Consider the following 18,929-nt stretch of genomic DNA (forward strand, 5'->3'; position numbering starts at 1 on the left):
CTCAGCTCCGGACGCGCACCTTCACCACGCTGGTGGGGTACCTGACCCCGGCCTTGAAGTACCGGTGGAAACGCCTGGTGAGGTCGCGCAGGTCGGTCGGAGACATCTTGATGCAGCCGTTGGAGCGGTAGTCGTTGTAGGCCGGGACCTCCCAGCGGCACCGGTCGTCGCCCTTGCGGTTGCGGCACTGGGTGTTGAACTGGGTCTGCTCGGTGTGGATGAACAACAGCTGGCGCCGGGTGCCGTTGCGGCACAGCTTCGACTCCAGCTCGAAGACTCGACCGTTGATCATCGGCGCCTTCCGGCGGTCGTGCTGGACGAAGGAGTAGCTCCCGTTCGGCAGCCACCCCTTGTTGCGGTGGCACTCGTCGGTGGCGACCTTGCGCGACAGGCCGGACCCGGCGCGCCACGAGGCCTCCTCGATGCGCACCCAGCGCTTCGCCTTCTTCGGGCCCACCTTCGCCCAGGCCCGGAACGTGATCCGCGAGTCGAACGGGTTCTTCCAGTTCTTGTCGAACTCGATCACGGCCCGCTTCGGGATCCGCTTGTTCTTCCGGATCCGCAGCAGCGCCGCGCCGCTCACCGCCACGGCTGCCCGGCCTGCCTGCGGCTGCTGGGTCCGCGGCTGGGCCTTCTTCTCCCGGGACGCGACCGCGGTCGAGGGGAGCACGACGACGGTGCCGGCGAGTGCGAGCACGACGAACACGCGAGCCGCACGGGGGAAGAAGCTCATGACCGGGGAGTTTCACACGGTCGCAAGTGGATCCCCCCGATTAGGGCCTCCGGGCCGCGTGTCGGCCGGCTCAGGCCGTGTGGTCGGAGACCTTGCCGCGTTGACCGGTGTCGGTGAGCCTGGACTGCTCGGCCGCCATCTCCTCGAGCTCCGCACGCCGGTCGGCCTCCGGCTCGGCGGAGCTCACCAGCTCGGTGGCACCGCCTGGCAGTAGTTCGAGCGCCCTCCGGGCGAAGATCTGCTGCTCGGTCGCCGTACGCTCGGAACGGCCGTTGCTCAGGAACGTGACCGCCCAGTGGAGCAGGGCGGTGACCCGGTTCTTGAACCCGGTCAGGTAGAGCAGGTGGACCGCCAGCCACATCAACCAGGCGATCAGCCCGCTGAGACGCAGCTTCCCGACCATGGCCACGGCGTCGAAGCGGGAGATGGTCGCCATCGAACCCTTGTCGAAGTACTTGAACGGCTCCTGCGGGGCCTTGCCCTCGACCCGGTTCCGGATCTCCTTGGCGGCGTACTTCGCTCCCTGGATCGCCACCTGCGCGACCCCGGGCAGGTTGTTCAGCGCGATCATGTCGCCCACCACGAACACCTCGGGGTGACCCGGCAGCGTGAGGTCGGGGTTGACCCCGATGCGCCCGGCCCGGTCGAGCGAGGCCCCGGACTGCTCCGCGAGGGTCTTCGACAGCGGGCTGGCCTGGACCCCGGCGGCCCAGATCTTGGTGACGGCCTCGATGCGGCGCTTGGTGCCGTCCTTGTCCTGGACGACCAGGCCGCGCTCGTCGACGTCGGTGACCATCGCGCCGAGCTGGACCTCGACACCGAGCTTCTCCAGCGTCTCCTTGGTCTTCTCGCCCAGCTTCGCGCCGAAGGGCGGCAGCACCTGGGGCGCGGCGTCGACGAGGATCACGCGGGCGTGCTGGGTGTTGATGAACCGGAAGTCGCGGCGCAGGGTCCGGTGGGCGAGCTCGGCGATCTGCCCGGCCATCTCCACACCGGTGGGGCCGGCGCCGACGACCACGAAGCTGAGCAGGTGGCTGACGTCCTCACCCTTGGCGGCGAGGTTCTCGGCCAGCTCGAACGCGCCGAAGATGCGGCCACGCAGCTCCAGGGCGTCGTCGATGCTCTTCATCCCGGGGGCGAACTCGGCGAAGTGGTCGTTGCCGAAGTAGGACTGGCCGGCCCCGGCCGCCACGATCAGCGAGTCGTACGGCGTCACGGACTCGCGTCCGAGCACGTGGTGGGTGACCGTCCTGGCCTCGAGGTCGATCGACTGCACCGTGCCCAGCATCACCGTGGCGTTGTCCTGCTTGGACAGGACCTCACGGGTGGAGGGGGCGATCTCGCCCTCGGAGAGGATGCCGGTCGCCACCTGGTAGAGCAGCGGCTGGAAGAGGTGATGGGTGGTCCGCGCGATCATCGTGACGTCCACGTCGGCCCGCCTCAGGGCCTTGGTCCCGAAGAGGCCGCCGAAACCGGAGCCGATCACCACTACCTGGTGCCGGCTCGGATCCTTGACAGGCGTGCTGTTCGTGTTCACGGCAGACATAACCAGTATTCTCCCCGGTTCCGTCCCCGCTGAGACAACTCAGGCCGTTCCTTCCGTCACACGGACGACTCCCGGGCCCGTGAGGGCATCCGGCACGATGTAGCGGTGACCCACTACGACCTCGCCGTGATCGGCACCGGCTCGGGCAACAGCATCCTCGACGAGAGGTTCGTGGACTGGCGGGTCGCGATCCTCGAGGAGGGCACCTTCGGCGGGACCTGCCTGAACGTGGGCTGCATCCCGACCAAGATGTTCGTCCACCCCGCTGACCTCGCGCGGGAGGCGGCGCATGCCCGCGCCCTCGGCGTGGACCTGGCGTACGGCGGAGCCAGGTGGCCGGAGATCCGGGACCGCATCTTCGCCAGGATCGACCCGATCGCCGCGTCCGGGAGGGGCTACCGCGAACGCCAACCCAACGTCGACGTCCACGCCCGGCACGCGCGCTTCCTCGACGACCACACCCTCGCCGTCGCGTCGCCGGACGGCGGCCCGGACACGGAGCTCACCGCCGACCAGATCGTGATCGCCGCCGGCAGCCGGGTGGACGTGGCCCCGATCCCCGGCCTCGACCAGGTCGAGTTCCACACCAGCGACACCGTGATGCACCTCCCCGACCTCCCGCGCAGGATGGTGATCGTCGGGGGCGGCTACGTGGCCGCCGAGTTCGCGCACGTGTTCTCCGCGCTCGGCACCGAGGTCATCCAGGTCCAGCGCAGCGGCGTACTCCTGCGGGACCAGGACGAGGCGGTCTCCGAGCAGTTCACCCGAGCCGCGGCCAGGCAGTGGGACCTCCGGCTGGACACCGTCGTCACCGAGGTCGGCCCCCGCGGGCAGGACATCGCCCTGGTCCTCTCCGACGGCTCGGAGATCGAGACCGACGTGCTCCTGATCGCCACCGGCCGGATCCCCAACGGGGACCGGCTCGGGTTGGAGAACACCACGATCGAGAGCACCGGGGGCCGCGTCCTGGTCGACGAGTTCCAGCGCACCAGCGCGCCGGGTGTCTGGGCCCTGGGCGACATCAGCAGCGAGTACGAGCTCAAGCACGTGGCCAACCTGGAGGCCAGGACGGTGCAGCACAACCTGCTCCACCCGGACCACCTCGTCGCCAGCGACCACCGCTTCGTGCCCCGGGCGGTGTTCACCTCACCGCAGATCGCCAGTGTCGGGCTCACCTCGCAGGCCGCCAGGGAGCAGGGCGTCGAGCACCTCGAGAGCTATCACGACTACTCCGAGGTCGCCTACGGATGGGCCCTGGAGAGTGCTCCCGGAGAGCACTTCGTCAAGCTCCTCGGGGACCCGACCGGGCAGCGACTCCTCGGCGCGCACATCATCGGGCCGGAGGCCAGCCTGCTGCTGCAGCCGCTGGTGCAGGCGATCAGCCTGGGCACCTCCCCGGTCGAGATGGCCCGCGGGCAGTACTGGATCCACCCCTCCCTCGCGGAGGTGGTGGAGAACGCCTTGCTGAAAATGGTCCCGAAATGAGTGTCAGTGAGTCCGTATTCCCCTAACCTCATCCGCAGACGAGTGCACAACTGTTCCGTCAGGCCTCGTCGTTCCGGCTCTAGAGCGAGGGAAGGTGCCCTTGACCAAGCGCTCCCTCGTCCTTCCCGCGAGCCCGCCGTCGGTCAAGCTCGCCCGCTCCTGGGTCTCCAAGGTGCTCGAGGAGATCGGCCGCGACGACCTCGTCGACGCCGCCCAGCTCGGGGTCTCCGAGCTGGTCACCAATGCCCTGATCCACTCCGAGCCACCCCTGTCGGTGCGCGTCCGCGGAACCGTCGACCACCCGCGCATCGAGGTGGTCGACTCCTCCCCCGTCCCCCCGCAGCGGGCGTCGGTGGCCCCGGAGATCGACGACGTCGACGACTACAACGTCACCACGTTCGGACGCGGCCTGGACCTGGTCGCGATGATGTCGCGGCGGTGGGGCTCCGACCTCGCCCACGACGGGCGCAGCAAGTCCGTGTGGTTCGAGCCCAGCGGCAAGGCGCGCTACGAGAGCCATCTCGAGGGCGAGATCTTCGAGTTCGACCCCGAGCTCGCCGACGGTCCGGCGATCGCTGACTCCCGGCGCAGGCTGCTGAAGCTGATCGGGCTGCCGGCGCAGCTGTTCGCCGAGATGCGTCGCTACCACTTCGAGGTACGCCGTGAGCTCCGCCTGCTCGCGATCACGGCGCCCGACGAGTACCCGCTCGCCAACAAGTTCACCGACATCAGCTCCCAGGCCGACCGCGAGCGCCGCTCCAGCGCCGGGATCTCCCGGCTGGACCGCGCGATCGCCGACGGCGTGGAACGGGTCGACCTCGAGTACCACGTCCCCGTCACCGCTGCCGAGACGATGGCCACCATCCGCGACCTGCTCGCGGAGGTCTACCGGGCGCTCTCGGACGACCACCTGCTGGCGCTGCGGCCGCCGGACCTGATCGTGGAGCTCGAGACCTGGTACTTCACCGAGTTCGAGCGGCAGGGCCGGGGCGAGGAGCCCCTGCCCTGGACCGGTCCGACCTCGATGCCGTCAGCCGGCTGAGCCGCGCGACGGCGTACGCCGTGGGCCTCGCCCGCAAGCTCCGGGTGAGCGCCACCCTCGGGCGGCCGGTGCCCGCGGCTGTCCTAGTGTGGACGGGTCCGGGTGCGCCGGGCGCCGCGGCCAGCGGTGAGGACCGGGACCGAGGAGTGCAATGCGATCGCGACGCCGACCCGCATCGGTGGCCAGCTTCCTGGTGCGCCAGGCGCGTCTTGTCCCCGTCCTGGGCAGCGCGAGCCACGCCGGCCCCGGCACCCCGATCGAGATCCCGAGCGACACCCCGATGGACGTGCTGGTCAGTGACGGCCGGGTCGTGGAGGTGGGCGAGCGGCTCTCCCGGCCCAGCGGCACGGAGGAGTACGCCGCCGACGGTCGCTGGCTGATCCCCGGCCTGTGGGACCAGCACGTGCACCTGGGGCAGTGGACGATGGTCTCCCAGCGGCTGGACCTCACCGGCACCCGTTCGGTCGAGGAGGTCCTCGACCGGGTCACCCGTCGCATCGCCGAGGGGCCCGAGGGCCCGGTCATGGGCTGGGGTCACCGCTCCGCCGGATGGACCCGTCAGCCCACGGTCGCCGAGCTCGATGCCGTCTCGGGCTCACGCCCGGTGGTGCTGATCAGCGGCGACGGGCACAACGCGTGGCTCAACTCCGTGGCGCTGCGGGACCTGCGCCTGCCCCCGCGCGAGGGCGTGGTGGCGGAGGCCGAGTGGTTCCAGACCTACCCCAGGCTGGTGGACGTCACCGGCAGTGAGGGCACCTCGCCGGAGGCCTACCTGCGCACCCTGCGGTCCGCGGCGGCCAAGGGCCTCGTCGGGCTCGTGGACCTGGAGTTCGACCAGGCCCTGGACGCGTGGCCCGAGCGGGAGGCCGCCGGTGCCGAGCTGCTCCGGATCAAGGTCGGGGCGTACTCCGACACCCTCCCGGAGTTCCTCGCGGCGGGCCTGCAGAGCGGCGATCCGTTGCCCGGCTGCGGCCCGCTGGTCACGATGGGACCGCTGAAGATCATCTCGGACGGGTCACTGAACACCCACACTGCCTGGTGCTGCGCGCCGTACGCCGACACCGGCGACTACGGCTCCGCGAACCTGCCACCCGCGGGCCTGCGGGTGCTGATGGCCCATGCCACCCGGCACGGCCTGCAGGTGGCCGTGCACGCGATCGGCGACGCCGCGGCGCACGAGGCGCTGGCCGCCTACGAGGAGACCCGCGCCACCGGCACCATCGAGCACGCGCAGCTGATCAGCCGCGAGGACAGCCGCACGATGGCGCGCCTCGGCATCCGCGCGAGCGTGCAGCCGGCCCACCTGCTCGACGACCGCGACGTCAGCGAGGCCTTCTGGCCCGACCGGACCGACCGCTGCTTCGCGCTGCGCTGGCTGCACGACGACGGCGTCGAGGTGGTCTTCGGCAGCGACGCACCGGTCTCCCGCCTCGACCCGTGGGACGCGATGGCCGCAGCGGTGCACCGCAGCGCCGACGACCGCGAGCCCTGGCACCCCGAGCAGGCGCTCACCGTCCACGAGGCGCTGGCGGCCAGCACCAACGGCCTCGGCACGGTCGCGGTGGGCCACCCGGGCGACCTCGCCCTGCTCGACGCCGACCCGCTGCCCCGCGGCTCGTCGAAGGAGCAGGCCGCCGCGCTGCGCTCGATGCACGTCGCGGCCACCTGGGTCGACGGCCGGATCGCGCACCACGATCTGTGAGGTGGGGGGTGTGCCCCATCCCGTGCCCGATCCCCACAAATGTTGGATCGTGACGTCCGCACGGCCCGTCTGGACGTTCCAACCCAACATTTGTGGAGTTGCCGCAGCCCCAGCCGCCCTCAGGCCAGGGCGATCGTCAGCTCCAGGATCGTGCGTGGATCCTCGAGCCGGTCGCCGTAGAGCTCGCGCAGCTGCCCGAGGCGGTAGCGGACGGTCTGGGCGTGCACGAACAGCTCGGCCGCCACGGCGTCGCGGCGCCCGTGGTGCAGCAGCCAGGACCGCAGCGTCTCGGTGAGCTTCTCGGCACTCGTGGGGCTCAGCTCGTCCAGCGGCGCGAGCACCCGCGCCCGCAGGTCGGCCAGGGCGCTGGCGTCCGCGGTCAGCACGAGCTCGACGAGGTGCTCCTCGGTGTCGGGGCCGCGGCCCAGTCCGCGGACCCGCAGCGCGCGCTGGTACGACGACCGCACGTCCAGCCACGGGCGGGCCGGGCCGGCGATCCCGCCGATGCCGGCGAGCGCGCTCAGCATCGTGGTCCGGGTCCTGCCGTGCGCGTCCGGCACCAGCAGGAGCACCATCCCCTCGCCCCCCTCGATCGGCGGGGTCTCGCTCGCCCGCAGGGTCTCACCGAAGATCGAGTTGTAGACCGTGCGCACCTGCGACTCCGGGACGATCACGGCGGTGAGCGTGGAGGGTGGAGTCCAGTCGGCGCGCTCGGCGGCCGCCTCGACGGTCTCCTGGGAGGAACCGTCCAGCAGGTGCGCGGCCAGCCGCTCGAGCAGCCGGTGCCGGACCCGTCCCGTCGTGGCGAGCTCGTCGTTGTGGCCGGCGACGCTCGCGGCGGACAGCTCGTCGATGTAGGCGAAGACGAGCTCGGCGAACCGGGCCAGCGTGGCGGCGTCGACGTCGTTGCGCACCGCGGTCTTGGACAGCTCCCGCCAGGAGACCCGGGCGCCGATCCGGTACGCCGCGAGCAGCGCATCCACCGAGCGGCCGCTGCGGGCCTCGCCCCGGCCGAGCTGGTAGGCCCCGTCCACCGCTGGGGCCGTGGGTGACTGCGAGATCCCGCCCCGGGACCGGCCGGCCAGCGAGATGAACCCGCCCAGGGCCAGCTCGACCGCGTTGCGGATCGTCTCCCCCATCGGCCCGCTCAGGGCGTCCGAATAGCTGGGTACGTCGTCGGTGATCGCCGACACCGTCTTCCCGGCCACCTCGGGCAGGATGTCGCGCAGGTCGCTGATCGTGGAGCTGCTGAGCTGCAACTGAGGGGACTGCGGAGACGGGAGGATCACTTTTTCATCCTTTGCGAACAAAACATTGCGGGGGATTCACGCCCTGTGGTCATGACTTTAGCCGGAAGACACATCAGTGTTGATACATGGCCACGACGACCTTCCTAGCTCCCGCGAAGCGTGGACCCGGCGTGCTCAAGAAGTCGCTGCGACAGCGCCTGCTGCGCGTCGCCGAGCTGGCCGCGACCCCCCTGGTCCCGGCCGACTACCTCGACGTGTTCAGCCCCCTGCGCGCCGGCGCAGACCTGCGCGGGCGCATCGAGGAGATCCACCCCGAGACCGCCGACGCCGCCACCATCGTGATCCGGCCCGGCGCCGACTGGGCCGGCCACGTGCCCGGCCAGTACCTCCGCATCGGCATCGATGTCGACGGCGTCCGCCTCTGGCGCGCCTACTCGCTGACCCACGGCCCCCGCGCCGACGGCCGGATCTCGATCACGGTCAAGGCGGTGCCCGACGGCAAGGTCAGCAACCACCTCGTCCACCGTGCACGGGTCGGCACCCTGGTCCACCTCGAGCAGGCGGCCGGCGAGTTCGTGCTCCCCACCGAGGGCGGCAAGTTCCTCTTCGTCACCGCCGGTTCCGGCATCACCCCGGTGATCGGGATGCTGCGCAACCTGTTCCCGGTCGCCGACTCCGGCGTTGTCAGGCTCGATCGCAGTGCGGCGTACGACATCGTCGTGGTGCACGTCGCCCCCAGCGAGCCGCACTCCATCTTCCTGGCCAACCTGCGTGAGCTCGACGAGGCCGGGATGATCGACCTGGTCGCCCGCTACGACGACGAGCACGGCGTCCTCGACGTGGCCGACCTCGCCGACCTCGTCCCCGACCTGTCCGAGCGGACCACGTTCGCCTGCGGTCCGGCCGGGCTCCTCGACGCGCTCGAGGCGCACCACGACGAGCGCGGGCTCACCCTGCTCACCGAGCAGTTCCGGGTGGCCACGATCGTCACCGGCGAGGGCGGCACCGTGAAGTTCGCCAACGGCACCATCGTCGAGGCGGACGGCGCACGCTCGATCCTCGACGAGGCCGAGGAAGCCGGCGTACTGATGCCGAGCGGGTGCCGGATGGGCATCTGCTACGGCTGCGTGCTGCCGATGCGTGAGGGCAGCGTGCGCGACCTGCGCACCGGCGAGATCACCACGGCCGTCGACGGCGACGGCGTCAAGATCCAGACCTGCATCAGCGCTGCCGCCGGCAGCTGCGAGCTCGACCACTTGCACACCGACCCCGCACAGACCCCCTGAAGGAGTCACCATGACCGTCCTACAGCGCAAGCCCGTCAGCCCGATCGACCACCTCACCGCCGAGGACATCGAGAACATCGGCAAGGAGCTCGACGCGATCCGCGCCGAGGTCATCGCCGTCCGAGGCGAGAGCGACGCGAAGTACATCCGCAAGGTGATCGACACCCAGCGCAAGCTCGAGCTCGGTTCGCGCGCCGTACTGCTGTTCTCGCTGTTCCCGCCCGCGTGGATCGTCGGCACCGCCGGCCTCAGCGTCGCGAAGATCCTCGAGAACATGGAGATCGGCCACAACGTCATGCACGGCCAGTGGGACTGGATGCGTGACCCGAAGATCCACTCCTCGACGTGGGAGTGGGACAACGCCTCCCCCTCGGAGCAGTGGAAGCACTCGCACAACGAGCTGCACCACAACTTCACCAACGTCGTGGGCAAGGACAACGACCTCGGCTACGGCATCATGCGCGTCGACGAGGACCAGCGCTGGCACCCTGTCTTCCTGGCGCAGCCGCTGTGGAACTTCATCAACGCCTGCTTCTTCGAGTACGGCATCGCGGCCTACGACCTCGAGATCGGCAAGAACGTCAAGCGCAAGACGCTGAAGTCGCCGGAGTTCAAGGCCCGCGCCGCGGTGACGATGCGCAAGATCCGCAACCAGTTCAAGAAGGACTACCTGATCCACCCGCTGCTGTCGGGCCCGTCCTTCGTGCACACCATGGGCGCCAACTTCACCGCGAACCTGGCCCGCAACCTGTGGACCCACTCGGTGATCATGTGCGGTCACTTCCCCGAGGGCGTGCAGACCTTCGAGAAGCACTCGATCGAGGGCGAGACCAAGGGCGAGTGGTACGTGCGCCAGATGCTCGGCTCGGCCAACATCACCGGCTCCAAGGCGATGCACATCGCGACCGGCAACCTGTCCTTCCAGATCGAGCACCACCTGTTCCCGGACCTGCCCAGCAACCGCTACCAGGAGATCGCCCCGAAGGTGAAGGACCTCTTCGAGCGCTACGGCCTCGACTACAAGGAGGGCTCGCTCCCCCGCCAGGTCGCCTCGGCCTGGCACAAGGTGATCCGTCTCTCGCTGCCCAACAACTTCATGGGCACCAACGCCACCCCGCCGCGGGAGCCCAAGCCCGTGGAGCAGTCGCTGGCTGCCTGAGGTCGCAGCTGCAACCCCACAAATGTTGGGTCGGGACGTTCAGATCGCGCATCTCGACGTCCCGATCCAACATTTGTGGGGTTGGAGCGACCCCCCCCACCCACGTCTCGGGCAGGCTGTAGCCCATGGACATCGAGGAGACGGAGTTCGAGCAGCTGGTGGCCGTCGCGCTGGACGGGGTGCCGACAGAGCTGGCCGACCTGATGGACAACGTCGTCGTGCTGGTGGAGGAGGAGCCGCCCCCCGGTGAGCCCGAGATCCTGGGGCTGTACGACGGGATCCCGCTGACCGAGCGGGACAGCAACTACACCTTCCACGTCCCCGACCGGATCTTCATCTACCGCGGGCCGCTGACCCGGATGTGCGAGACGCCCGAAGAGCTGGTCGAGGAGGTCCGCATCACAGTCGTGCACGAGATCGCGCACCACTTCGGCATCGACGACGCCGCGCTGCACGACCTCGGCTACGCCTGAACGTCCCCTCTCGCCTATGCTGTTCCGGTTGCTCGCGGGATCCTCCGCGGGCGACAAGCCCCCATCGTCTAGTGGCCTAGGACGCTGGCCTTTCACGCCGGTAGCACGGGTTCGAATCCCGTTGGGGGTGCCGATTCGGAATGAGAGCCCCTTGTGGGTTAGCATTCCGGGGCTGCGCAAACGTGCGAGCAACGCACCAAAACCAGGCCCCGTAGCGCAGTTGGTTAGCGCGCCGCCCTGTCACGGCGGAGGCCGCGGGTTCGAGTCCCGTCGGGGTCGCAGAGACAACAGGAAACCCCCACCACCCGGTGGGGGTTTCCTGCGTTTCCGGGGTGTGGTCGACGTGGCCTTCGCCTCATCGACACAGCTCGGGTGTGGGTCCCCCGGGCCGCGGGTACGGTCCCGCCATGATCAGTGTCGAGCGTGTCATCAACACCACTCCCGAACGCGTGTGGGACGTCCTGTGCGACGGCTGGCTCTACCCCCTCTGGGTCGTCGGCGCCTCCCGGATGCGTGACGTCGACCAGGACTGGCCGGCCGTCGGATCTCAGCTGCACCACTCGGTCGGGGTCTGGCCCGGCCTGATCAACGACGACACCGAGGTCACCGACTGCGAGCCGATGAAGACGCTCGGCATGCGCGCCAAGGGGTGGCCGCTCCTGGGCGAGGCGCAGGTCCGCATGCACCTGTCCGCCGAGGGCGGCGGGACCCGAGTGATGATGGAGGAGGACGCCGTCTCCGGCCCCGGCAAGCTCGTCCCGATGCCCGCCCGCGCTCCGGGCATCAAGTGGCGCAACGTGGAAAGCCTGCGCCGCCTGGCCTACATCGCCGAGCGGCGTCGGTGACGTCGTACGACGCCGTCGTCATCGGCTCGGGGCCCAACGGCCTCGTCGCCGCGAACCACCTCGCGGACGCAGGGTGGTCGGTCCTGGTGCTGGAGGCCCAGCCGGACCTCGGCGGCGCCGTACGCAGCGCCAGCGACGTCCACCCGGACTTCGTGCACGACACCTTCAGCGCGTTCTACCCCCTCGCCGCCGCCTCCCCCACGATCAAGTCCTTCGACCTCGAGGACCACGGCCTCACCTGGCGGCACGCACCCGCCGTGCTGGGCCACCCGCGTCCCGACGGGGCGTGGGCGCTGCTGGACCGCGACCGGGAGCTCACCGCGCGCAGGTTCGAGGACGACCACCCCGGTGACGGAGAGGCCTGGCTCGAGCTGTGCCGGGTCTGGGACGTCATCGGCGACCAGCTGATCGGCGGGCTGCTGTCCCCGTTCCCACCGGTGCGCGCCGGCCTGTCCGGCCTGCTCCGCCTGCCCCGGGCCGGGGGGCTGAACCTCGTGAGGACGCTGCTGATGCCCGTGATCGAGCTGGGGCGCAACCGGTTCGGCGGGGAGGGCCCACGGCTGCTCCTGGCCGGCAACGCCGGGCACAGCGACATCCCGCTGGACTCCCCCGGCTCGGGCCTGTTCGCGATCCTGATGACGATGATGGGGCAGACGGTCGGCTTCCCGGCCCCCGAGGGCGGCGCCGGAGAGCTCACCCAGGCCCTGGCACGCCGTCTGCGGGCCAACGGCGGGGAGATCCGGTGCTCGGCCCCGGTGGAGCGGATCGGCACCTCTGGCGGGCGAGCCAGCACCGTGCACACCGCTGACGGCCAGACGGTCCGCGCCCGGCGGGCCGTGGTGGCCACCGTCGTCGCTCCCACGCTGTACGGCGACCTGCTGGCGCCCTCCGACGTACCCGACCGGGTCCAGCGCGGGATGAAGACCTTCCAGCTCGACCCGTCCACGATCAAGGTCGACTGGGCCCTCAGCGGCCCCGTCCCGTGGCAGGGCCGGCCGGCGGCCGACCCCGGCTGCCTGCACATCGCCGACAGCGTCGCCGACATGGCAACCTCGCTCGGCCAGGTCTCGGCCGGTCTGGTGCCCGCGAAGCCGTTCATGCTGGCCGGCCAGATGACCACCACCGACCCCACCCGCTCCCCGGCGGGCACCGAGTCGATGTGGGCCTACACGCACGTGCCCCAGAAGACCGACGGCGACGCCGGCGACGAGGGCCTGGACGGGTCCTGGGCACACGATGACCTCGAGCGGTTCGCGGACCGGATGCAGGACCGCTTCGAGCGGCTCGCCCCCGGTTTCGGCTCCCTGGTGACCGAGCGCCGGATCCTGGGCCCGGCCGAGCTGGAGAGCAGGGACGCCAACCTGCTCGGCGGGGCGATCAACGGCGGCACCTCCCAGCTGCACCAGGAGCTGGTCTTCCGGCCCGTCCCCGGCCTGGGCCGGGCCGAGACCGGGGTGTCCGGCCTCTACCTGGGCGGGGCGTCTGCCCACCCCGGTGGCGGGGTGCACGGCGCTGCCGGGATGAACGCGGCCCGGGCGGCGCTGGCGCACCACCGGGTACGCCGGTTCACCGGACGGCGGGGATGACGGTCTACGTCGCCTGGACCACGGCCCTGCCCGAGGAGGACCTGCCCGGCCCGTGGACCGAGATCCGCGAGGCCGCCCCGGGGCTCCTCCTCGTGGAGAGCGACGACACCCTCTCCCGGGTCTTCCACGAGCTCAAGTGGGCGCTGCCCGAGGAGGACGCACCCCTGTTCGTCGCCCCCCTCGCGGCCACGCCCAAGCTGCGCGGCCTGGCTCCGGGGACGCTGTCCTGGCTGCGGGAGCGCACCTCGGCGCCATGAGCCCTCGGGCAGTCCCGGTTCGCGGGTGCCGAACCTGTCCGGTAGGGTTTCGCTCGCCTCTGGAAACAGCGGCTGACCTGTTCCGCGGCTCCGGCCGGGGCGCAGGAAGAGGTACGGCCAGGTAGCTCAGTTGGTACGAGCGTCCGCCTGAAAAGTGGAAGGTCCGCGGTTCGACCCCGCGCCTGGCCACCACACGAAAACCCGCTGGCCAGACACCTGGCCAGCGGGTTTCGTGCGTCCACCCGAGTGACGAGCAGCTCCGGGCGGAGACGGGATCGTGCTGGAAACGGGTAGTCCCGGAATGCTCACGCGTCGTCAGTGCAGGGAGGGTTCCGGGACGCGGGTGCTGGGGTGCTCGCCGCGGCGCATCACCGGGACCTGCTCGACCCGGCCCGCTGCCCGTGCCAGGGCTCTGCTGGCCCGTCGCAGGGTGGGTGCCGCCCGGGGAGCCCGGTGGGCGGTGACCTCGCAGAGGTCGCGCAGGTTGTCGAGCACGGTGAGGGGCAGCGCGGCGATGGCGTTCCCGGGTGGGCGCCGGGCCACCACTGGGTGCGGCCGGGTGGGCGCGGTCCGGCGTACCGCCTCCCAGGCGACACCGAGCCGGCGCAGCTGTACGACGCTCAGGTGCTCCTGGAGGCCCGGCAGCAGGGCGTCCTCCTCGTCGCGGACGTCCTCGCGCAGCACGGCGACCAGCCGGTCGATCAGCCGGCGACGCGCCTCGGGGTCCAGCCCGCCACCGTCCGGCCCACCACCGTCCAGCTGGGTGACGAGCTCGTTGACCTCCTGGTGCTCCTGCTCCACCTGCAGCGTCAGGGCCTCACCGTCCGGGAGCACCCGGCGGATCACCGGCCACAGCACGGACTCCTCGGCGAAGGCGTGCGGGAACACGAGCCGGTGGATGCGGATCAGGATCCGGTCCTCCTCGGCGCCGCTGGCGGCCTCCAGCCGGGTCAGCAGGCACTCGAGCCTGATGTGCTCCCGCTTCTGCCGCACCAGGACGCTGAGGGGTCCACCGAGCTGGGCCTCGTCCTGGTCGGCGAGGGACGTGCCGCGCGGCGCGCTGCGGCCCTCGGGGTACTGCTGCATGGGCCCTGCCTCCTGGGATGAGAACGGTCGGGGTCGCGAAGGTTCGGGATGCAGCCGTCGTACCCATGGCCGATGCCGGCATGCCACCGGGGACCTCCGTCCCGTCGAGGTCCAGGGCGGGGCCAGGGGCTGAGCAGCGACACCGCGCATGAGCGCCCACCCGTAGGGGTACTCATCGGCGTGTCCGTCTATCTCGCCGTGCTCGGCGACTCCATCGCTGCGGGCCAGGGCGCTACCCGCCCCGCCGACACCCTCGGCCCCCGGTTGGTCGCGGGGTTGGCCGAGCACGACGTGGAGGCGACCGCGGGGGTGTTCGCCAGCTCGGGTGCGCGCAGCAGCTGGCTGTCGGAGCAGGTCGACCGTGCCCTGCGGTGGTCGCCCCACGTGGCGGTCGTGGTGGTGGGAGCCAACGACGTGAGCCACCGGGTGCCCCCGGAGCTGGCGGCACAGCAGCTCCGCGACGCCGTACGCCGCCTCCGGGACGCCGACGCACAGGTCGTGGTGGCACCGGCTCCCGACCTCAGCTCGGTGCCCTACGTCCCCACCGTCCTGCGCCCGGCCGTGAGCAAGGCGAGCAACGTGCTCAGGACCCTGCAGGCCGAGGCGGTGCTCGCCGAGGGGGGGCGGGTGGCCGACTCGGTCGGTGCGACCTCGGTCGCCTTCGCCGCGGACCCGTCGCTGTTCTCCGCGGACCGGTTCCACCCCTCCAGCGCCGGCTACGCCGTGATCGCCTCGGCCCTGCTGCCGGAGGTGCTCGCGGCCGTCGCCGAGCACCACGAGGCCCAGCACCGCACCTGAGCGGTCACGTGCGGCTCAGTCGGCCCGCAGCCGTGCGTAGGCCTGCTGCAGGGCGTCCGAAAGGGCGACGACGGCCAGGACGGCGGCCCCGGCCCGCGCGTGCCGCGGCGCCGCCGCCAGCCCGGCGACGTACCCGGTCCCCACCCACACGCCGAGGCAGAACGGGCAGGTGAGCAGCTCACCGATCGTGTGCCGGACCCCGTGGGAGCCGCGCGCGGTCTCCTCGTGCTCGGCGGAGCCGGCCGGTCCCTGGAACTCGGTGAAGGGACTGCGCAGCGGACTGGTCACCGAGGCCTTGGACAGGATCCTGCTCAGCTTGTGGGTGGCCACCCCGCCGACCACCAGGTCCTGGACGGAGTAGCGCTCCGGCAGCTGGCGACCGCTGGCGCGGGCGAGGAGCAGGAGCCCCAGCACCCCGGTGCCGTAGGTCGCCATCGTGCCGGTGAACCCCGCCAGGTCCACCTCACCCGTGGAGTCGTAGTCCCCGTTCAGGAGCCAGGAAGTCGTCATGGCGGGTGGGTACCCCAGCAGCCGGGGAGCACGCCGCGAGAGCACGCGGCGAAGGTCACATCAGAGGTTCACAGGCCGAGGTGGGCCAAGACCCTGTCGGTGGCGTGACCGTCCTCCAGCGCGGTGAAGGTGTCCCTGAACCCGGCGTAGCTCTCCGCGTGCGCCTCGAGGCCGACGGGCAGGCGCCGCAGGGTCTCGAACAGCTCCTCCTGCGTGCGTACGACGGGCCCCGGGGCGTTCTCGAAGAGGTCGAAGTAGAACCCGCGCACGGAGTCCCGGAAGCGGTCCAGGTCGTAGGGGTAGAACACGATCGGGCGACCCGTGATCGCGAAGTCGAACATCACCGAGGAGTAGTCGGTGACCAGCACGTCGGCGGCGGCGTACAGCTCGCGCACGTCGCGGTAGTAGGAGACGTCGTGCACGCCGGTCACCTCGGGCATCCGCGAGCGGCCCGTCGCCAGGTCGTGCGCCCGCGCGAGCAGCACCTGACCCGGCCCCAGCGTGGCCGCGAACGCGGCCGGGTCGAGCGCGAACGGCAGCTCGCTCGTCGGGTCGCCGAAGACCTGGTCGTCACGCCAGGTGGGCGCGTAGAGCACCGTGGTGACGTCCTCGGCGATGCCGAGCTCGGCCCGCACCCGGGCGCCGATCTGCGCGAGGTCCGGCGAGCCGAGCAGGTCGTTGCGCGGGTAGCCCGACTCCAGCACCTCGCCGGTGTAGCCGAAGGCGCCGCGCAGCCGCGGGGTGCTCACCGGGTTGGGCGAGAGCAGCAGGTCCCACCGGGCGATGTCCTGGTCCAGCCGGTCCAGCCTGCCGGGCGGAGCCCACAGGACGTCGTAGTGGATGCGCTTGAGCGGCGTGCCGTGCCAGGTCTGCAGGTAGGTCGCGTGCCGGGGCTTGGACCACTCCACCTCGGTGTGGGTGTTGGCGATCACCAGGTCCGCGGACTCCAGGGCCTTCCGTGCGTGCGGTCCGTCGATGTCGACGGTCTCGACGTCCTCGGGGAAGGCACCGAGGTGCTCGAGGTCGGCCAGCCAGACGTGCTCCAGGTCCTGCCTGGACCGGAGCCGCTCATGGAGTGCTCGCGGGCTGTCGGAGTACCGGCCATGGAAGCTGTTGTAGACGATGCGCACGGACCACCTCTCTTCCTGCGCAGTCTCGCAGGTGTCACATCAACCCCAACTCCACTACTTCCCTTATTTCGCCTCATACCGGACATGGTTTACGTCATAGTGGCGAGACCGGGGGGCGGCAGCGGTCGACTACGCGGGGAGGCGTTGATGAGGACCTGGCCCGGCTCCAGCGGTTCCCCGTCGAAGGACGCGTGCCCGCAGGACCCGTCCCCCACCGAACGCAACGTGTTCGTCCTCTCCGGAGGAGCCTCGCGCGGCGCCGTCCAGGTCGGGATGCTGGCCGTGCTCCTGGAGCACGGGATCGTCCCCCACGCCTTGGTGGGCACCTCGGTCGGCGCCCTGAACGCCGCCTTCCTCGGCTACCGCGCCGACCACGACCGGACTCGCGAGCTCACCTCGCGCTGGCTCGCGCTGAGCACCCGCGACATCTTCCCCGGAGGCAACCTCACCCGGGTGGGTCACCTGCTGCGACAGCGCCCCTACCTGTTCTCCTCCGCCGCCCTGGCCCGGCTCATCGCCGAGTGGGTGCCGGCGAGGAACCTGGAGGACCTCGCCACGCCGGTCCGCGTGGTGACCACGCCCCTGGGCGGCTCCGCGGCGGTCTATCACCGGCACGGCAGGCTCGACCGGCTGCTGCTTGCCTCGGCTGCGGTGCCCGCAGTGTTCCCGCCGGTCGTGCTCCCCGCCAGCTGTGGACACCCCGGACCGCACGTGGACGGCGGCGTGGCCGACCTGGTCCCGGTCACCGGTGCCGCCGACCTCGCGCCGACGCGCGTGTTCGTCCTGGATGCGAGCGTCCCGGCACGGCTGCCCAGCGGGCGTACGCCGGTGGACGTGCTCGTCGCCAGCCTGGGCGTGGCGACGCGCGTGCGCCCGGAGCCGGACCTGGGCCTGCACGTGACCGTGCACCGGATGCGGACCCCTGACCGGGGCGTGCGCATGACCGACTTCTCCTGCACCGCACGGCACATCGCCGACGGTCGGGCCGCCGCGATGCGGGTGCTGGACCAGATCGCCGAGACCCGCGAGGTGCGGGTCGAGCCACCGGTGGCACCCCGACGCCCCGCCCTGCGGCTCTGGGACCGTCGCAAGCTCGTCTGAGCGCCGGTCACCGCACGCCAGGAGCGAGCCGGTCGACCGCCCCCGGACATGACGACCGGGTCGTCCCGACGGTGGCGGTGCGATCGGGCCGACCCGGAGATACGGCTGTCCGGCCGGCGAGAGGAGTGGTGCCCCTAGGAGGAGATCACGATCGCGGGAGCTTCCCCACGAGCGGGTCTCACTGGGTTCCACACCTTCGCCGGAGCCACCCGATCCGACCGTGGTGCGGCCGGCACGAGGACCGGCCACCTGGCCGAGGGGTGACTCCTACCCGAGAAAAGTACGTACTGATCGAGACCGAGCAAACGGCTCGATCAGTCGCGTGCGCTGCGCTGAGCCGGGATGACGTCGCCCAGCAGCTCCTTGACCTCGGACTCGCGGTAGCGGCGGTGGCCGCCCAGCGTGCGAATGGCGCTCAACTTGCCTGCCTTGGCCCAGCGCGTGACCGTCTTCGGGTCCACGCGGAACATTGCAGCCACCTCAGCAGGTGTGAGGAGGGATTCTGTTTCGGTCGGTCGCGTTACCACGGCGCTCCCCTTTGGTACTTGACATCGGAGCTCTCTGCTCTGGTTCGAGTGTGCCATCGGGCCTGATGGCGTGAAACATGAAATGTCCGGATTCCCGAAAACGGCCGTAAATCGGGCGATCCAGTCTAGACCAGTCAGGATCCACCCTTGACTGAGCTACCTAAACCGTGCAATCGGCCCAAGACCGACATATCTCATGGTATAGCACCGGAGCAGCGCAGGTCGCGTCCGGGCCTCGCCTCGGGCACAGGGCCGGGCAGGCGGCATCGAACGCCGCGGGTCGGGGGTGCGGGGGACGCAGGAGGTCCCGATGTCCACGGGTTCCGGAGAGTCTCCTCAGCGCGAGTCCGTCACCCGGGCCCCACACCCGTCGTCGAGGACGGGCCTAGGTGGGACCAGGGTGACGGCTGGTT

18 protein-coding genes and 3 tRNA genes are annotated in these 18,929 nt (G+C 70.9%); 14 read left to right on the forward strand and 7 right to left on the reverse strand.

Translation table 11 applies throughout. From position 1 onward, the window contains the following. Nucleotide 1: 1 nt before the first annotated feature. Both AC4BGC_RS15650 and AC4BGC_RS15655 read right to left on the reverse strand, forming a co-directional pair. Nucleotides 2–733 carry a hypothetical protein gene (locus AC4BGC_RS15650; RefSeq protein ID WP_490556556.1) on the reverse strand — a complete coding sequence of 244 codons (732 nt, stop codon included), beginning with the start codon at nt 731–733 and terminating at the stop codon, nt 2–4. Between the two features lie 70 nt (nt 734–803). Continuing rightward, the gene (locus tag AC4BGC_RS15655; protein WP_490547513.1) at nt 804–2,279 is read right to left on the reverse strand and encodes an NAD(P)/FAD-dependent oxidoreductase; all 1,476 of its coding nucleotides are present in this window, start codon (nt 2,277–2,279) and stop codon (nt 804–806) included. 105 nt (nt 2,280–2,384) lie between these two features. Here AC4BGC_RS15655 and AC4BGC_RS15660 point away from each other — a divergent pair, with 105 nt between their 5' ends. The 3 genes from AC4BGC_RS15660 (at nt 2,385) to AC4BGC_RS15670 (ending at nt 6,508) form a co-directional block, all read left to right on the forward strand. Then, nucleotides 2,385–3,764 carry a mycothione reductase gene (locus tag AC4BGC_RS15660; RefSeq protein ID WP_490556557.1) on the forward strand — a complete coding sequence of 460 codons (1,380 nt, stop codon included), beginning with the start codon at nt 2,385–2,387 and terminating at the stop codon, nt 3,762–3,764. A 100-nt stretch (nt 3,765–3,864) separates the two neighbouring features. Next, nucleotides 3,865–4,806, forward strand: a complete 942-nt coding sequence (locus AC4BGC_RS15665; protein WP_490547511.1) for an ATP-binding protein — start codon at nt 3,865–3,867, stop codon at nt 4,804–4,806. 151 nt (nt 4,807–4,957) lie between these two features. Further along, nucleotides 4,958–6,508: an amidohydrolase gene (locus tag AC4BGC_RS15670; RefSeq protein ID WP_490556558.1), complete on the forward strand. Its 1,551-nt coding sequence runs from the start codon at nt 4,958–4,960 to the stop codon at nt 6,506–6,508. 119 nt (nt 6,509–6,627) lie between these two features. Here AC4BGC_RS15670 and AC4BGC_RS15675 read toward each other — a convergent pair whose 3' ends face one another. Then, a complete protein-coding gene (locus AC4BGC_RS15675) occupies nt 6,628–7,797 on the reverse strand; it encodes a PucR family transcriptional regulator (protein ID WP_490556559.1) in 1,170 nt (389 codons plus the stop codon). An 86-nt stretch (nt 7,798–7,883) separates the two neighbouring features. On the opposite strand from AC4BGC_RS15675, the gene AC4BGC_RS15680 reads away from it, so the two are divergent. The 9 genes from AC4BGC_RS15680 (at nt 7,884) to AC4BGC_RS15720 (ending at nt 13,556) form a co-directional block, all read left to right on the forward strand. Then, nucleotides 7,884–9,044 carry a ferredoxin reductase gene (locus tag AC4BGC_RS15680; protein WP_490556560.1) on the forward strand — a complete coding sequence of 387 codons (1,161 nt, stop codon included), beginning with the start codon at nt 7,884–7,886 and terminating at the stop codon, nt 9,042–9,044. Between the two features lie 10 nt (nt 9,045–9,054). Next, nucleotides 9,055–10,203: a fatty acid desaturase family protein gene (locus AC4BGC_RS15685; RefSeq protein WP_490556561.1), complete on the forward strand. Its 1,149-nt coding sequence runs from the start codon at nt 9,055–9,057 to the stop codon at nt 10,201–10,203. Nucleotides 10,204–10,328: 125 nt separating this feature from the next. Further along, the gene (locus tag AC4BGC_RS15690) at nt 10,329–10,676 is read left to right on the forward strand and encodes a metallopeptidase family protein (RefSeq protein ID WP_490547506.1); all 348 of its coding nucleotides are present in this window, start codon (nt 10,329–10,331) and stop codon (nt 10,674–10,676) included. Between the two features lie 57 nt (nt 10,677–10,733). After that, nucleotides 10,734–10,806, forward strand: a tRNA-Glu gene (locus AC4BGC_RS15695). A gap of 75 nt (nt 10,807–10,881) precedes the next feature. Continuing rightward, a tRNA-Asp gene (locus AC4BGC_RS15700) sits at nt 10,882–10,955 on the forward strand. Nucleotides 10,956–11,083: 128 nt separating this feature from the next. Beyond that, the gene (locus AC4BGC_RS15705; protein ID WP_490556562.1) at nt 11,084–11,521 is read left to right on the forward strand and encodes an SRPBCC family protein; all 438 of its coding nucleotides are present in this window, start codon (nt 11,084–11,086) and stop codon (nt 11,519–11,521) included. Next, a complete protein-coding gene (locus AC4BGC_RS15710) occupies nt 11,518–13,107 on the forward strand; it encodes a phytoene desaturase family protein (RefSeq protein WP_490556563.1) in 1,590 nt (529 codons plus the stop codon). Before AC4BGC_RS15705 ends, AC4BGC_RS15710 begins: the two co-directional genes overlap by 4 nt. After that, entirely contained in the window at nt 13,104–13,364 is a 261-nt protein-coding gene (locus AC4BGC_RS15715) for a hypothetical protein (RefSeq protein WP_490547503.1), read from the forward strand. Before AC4BGC_RS15710 ends, AC4BGC_RS15715 begins: the two co-directional genes overlap by 4 nt. Before the next feature lie 115 nt (nt 13,365–13,479). Continuing rightward, nucleotides 13,480–13,556, forward strand: a tRNA-Phe gene (locus tag AC4BGC_RS15720). Nucleotides 13,557–13,679: 123 nt separating this feature from the next. Here the strand turns inward: AC4BGC_RS15720 and AC4BGC_RS15725 are convergent. Then, a complete protein-coding gene (locus AC4BGC_RS15725; RefSeq protein ID WP_490556564.1) occupies nt 13,680–14,450 on the reverse strand; it encodes a hemerythrin domain-containing protein in 771 nt (256 codons plus the stop codon). 180 nt (nt 14,451–14,630) lie between these two features. Here AC4BGC_RS15725 and AC4BGC_RS15730 point away from each other — a divergent pair, with 180 nt between their 5' ends. After that, nucleotides 14,631–15,248, forward strand: coding sequence for an SGNH/GDSL hydrolase family protein (locus tag AC4BGC_RS15730; RefSeq protein ID WP_490556565.1), 618 nt, complete (start codon nt 14,631–14,633; stop codon nt 15,246–15,248). A 15-nt stretch (nt 15,249–15,263) separates the two neighbouring features. Here AC4BGC_RS15730 and AC4BGC_RS15735 read toward each other — a convergent pair whose 3' ends face one another. Further along, nucleotides 15,264–15,758: a DUF1360 domain-containing protein gene (locus AC4BGC_RS15735; RefSeq protein WP_490556566.1), complete on the reverse strand. Its 495-nt coding sequence runs from the start codon at nt 15,756–15,758 to the stop codon at nt 15,264–15,266. Nucleotides 15,759–15,826: 68 nt separating this feature from the next. After that, entirely contained in the window at nt 15,827–16,888 is a 1,062-nt protein-coding gene (locus AC4BGC_RS15740) for a CDP-glycerol glycerophosphotransferase family protein (RefSeq protein WP_490556567.1), read from the reverse strand. Nucleotides 16,889–17,035: 147 nt separating this feature from the next. Here AC4BGC_RS15740 and AC4BGC_RS15745 point away from each other — a divergent pair, with 147 nt between their 5' ends. Continuing rightward, complete coding sequence (locus AC4BGC_RS15745; protein WP_490556568.1) at nt 17,036–17,989, forward strand: patatin-like phospholipase family protein; 954 nt, start codon at nt 17,036–17,038, stop codon at nt 17,987–17,989. Nucleotides 17,990–18,303: 314 nt separating this feature from the next. Here the strand turns inward: AC4BGC_RS15745 and AC4BGC_RS15750 are convergent, their stop codons facing one another. Beyond that, complete coding sequence (locus AC4BGC_RS15750) at nt 18,304–18,516, reverse strand: BldC family transcriptional regulator (protein WP_027861851.1); 213 nt, start codon at nt 18,514–18,516, stop codon at nt 18,304–18,306. Nucleotides 18,517–18,929 lie beyond the last annotated feature (413 nt).

Source organism: Nocardioides sp. Z38_18, assembly GCF_058215695.1.

Coding starts and splice junctions, on each gene's coding strand:
- AC4BGC_RS15735 (WP_490556566.1), bottom strand. CDS start 15,758: ATGACGACTTCCTGGCTCCTGAACGGGGACTACGACTCCACGGGTGAG.
- AC4BGC_RS15655 (WP_490547513.1), bottom strand. CDS start 2,279: ATGTCTGCCGTGAACACGAACAGCACGCCTGTCAAGGATCCGAGCCGG.
- AC4BGC_RS15685 (WP_490556561.1), top strand. CDS start 9,055: ATGACCGTCCTACAGCGCAAGCCCGTCAGCCCGATCGACCACCTCACC.
- AC4BGC_RS15690 (WP_490547506.1), top strand. CDS start 10,329: ATGGACATCGAGGAGACGGAGTTCGAGCAGCTGGTGGCCGTCGCGCTG.
- AC4BGC_RS15745 (WP_490556568.1), top strand. CDS start 17,036: ATGAGGACCTGGCCCGGCTCCAGCGGTTCCCCGTCGAAGGACGCGTGC.
- AC4BGC_RS15680 (WP_490556560.1), top strand. CDS start 7,884: ATGGCCACGACGACCTTCCTAGCTCCCGCGAAGCGTGGACCCGGCGTG.
- AC4BGC_RS15650 (WP_490556556.1), bottom strand. CDS start 733: ATGAGCTTCTTCCCCCGTGCGGCTCGCGTGTTCGTCGTGCTCGCACTC.
- AC4BGC_RS15725 (WP_490556564.1), bottom strand. CDS start 14,450: ATGCAGCAGTACCCCGAGGGCCGCAGCGCGCCGCGCGGCACGTCCCTC.
- AC4BGC_RS15715 (WP_490547503.1), top strand. CDS start 13,104: ATGACGGTCTACGTCGCCTGGACCACGGCCCTGCCCGAGGAGGACCTG.
- AC4BGC_RS15705 (WP_490556562.1), top strand. CDS start 11,084: ATGATCAGTGTCGAGCGTGTCATCAACACCACTCCCGAACGCGTGTGG.
- AC4BGC_RS15670 (WP_490556558.1), top strand. CDS start 4,958: ATGCGATCGCGACGCCGACCCGCATCGGTGGCCAGCTTCCTGGTGCGC.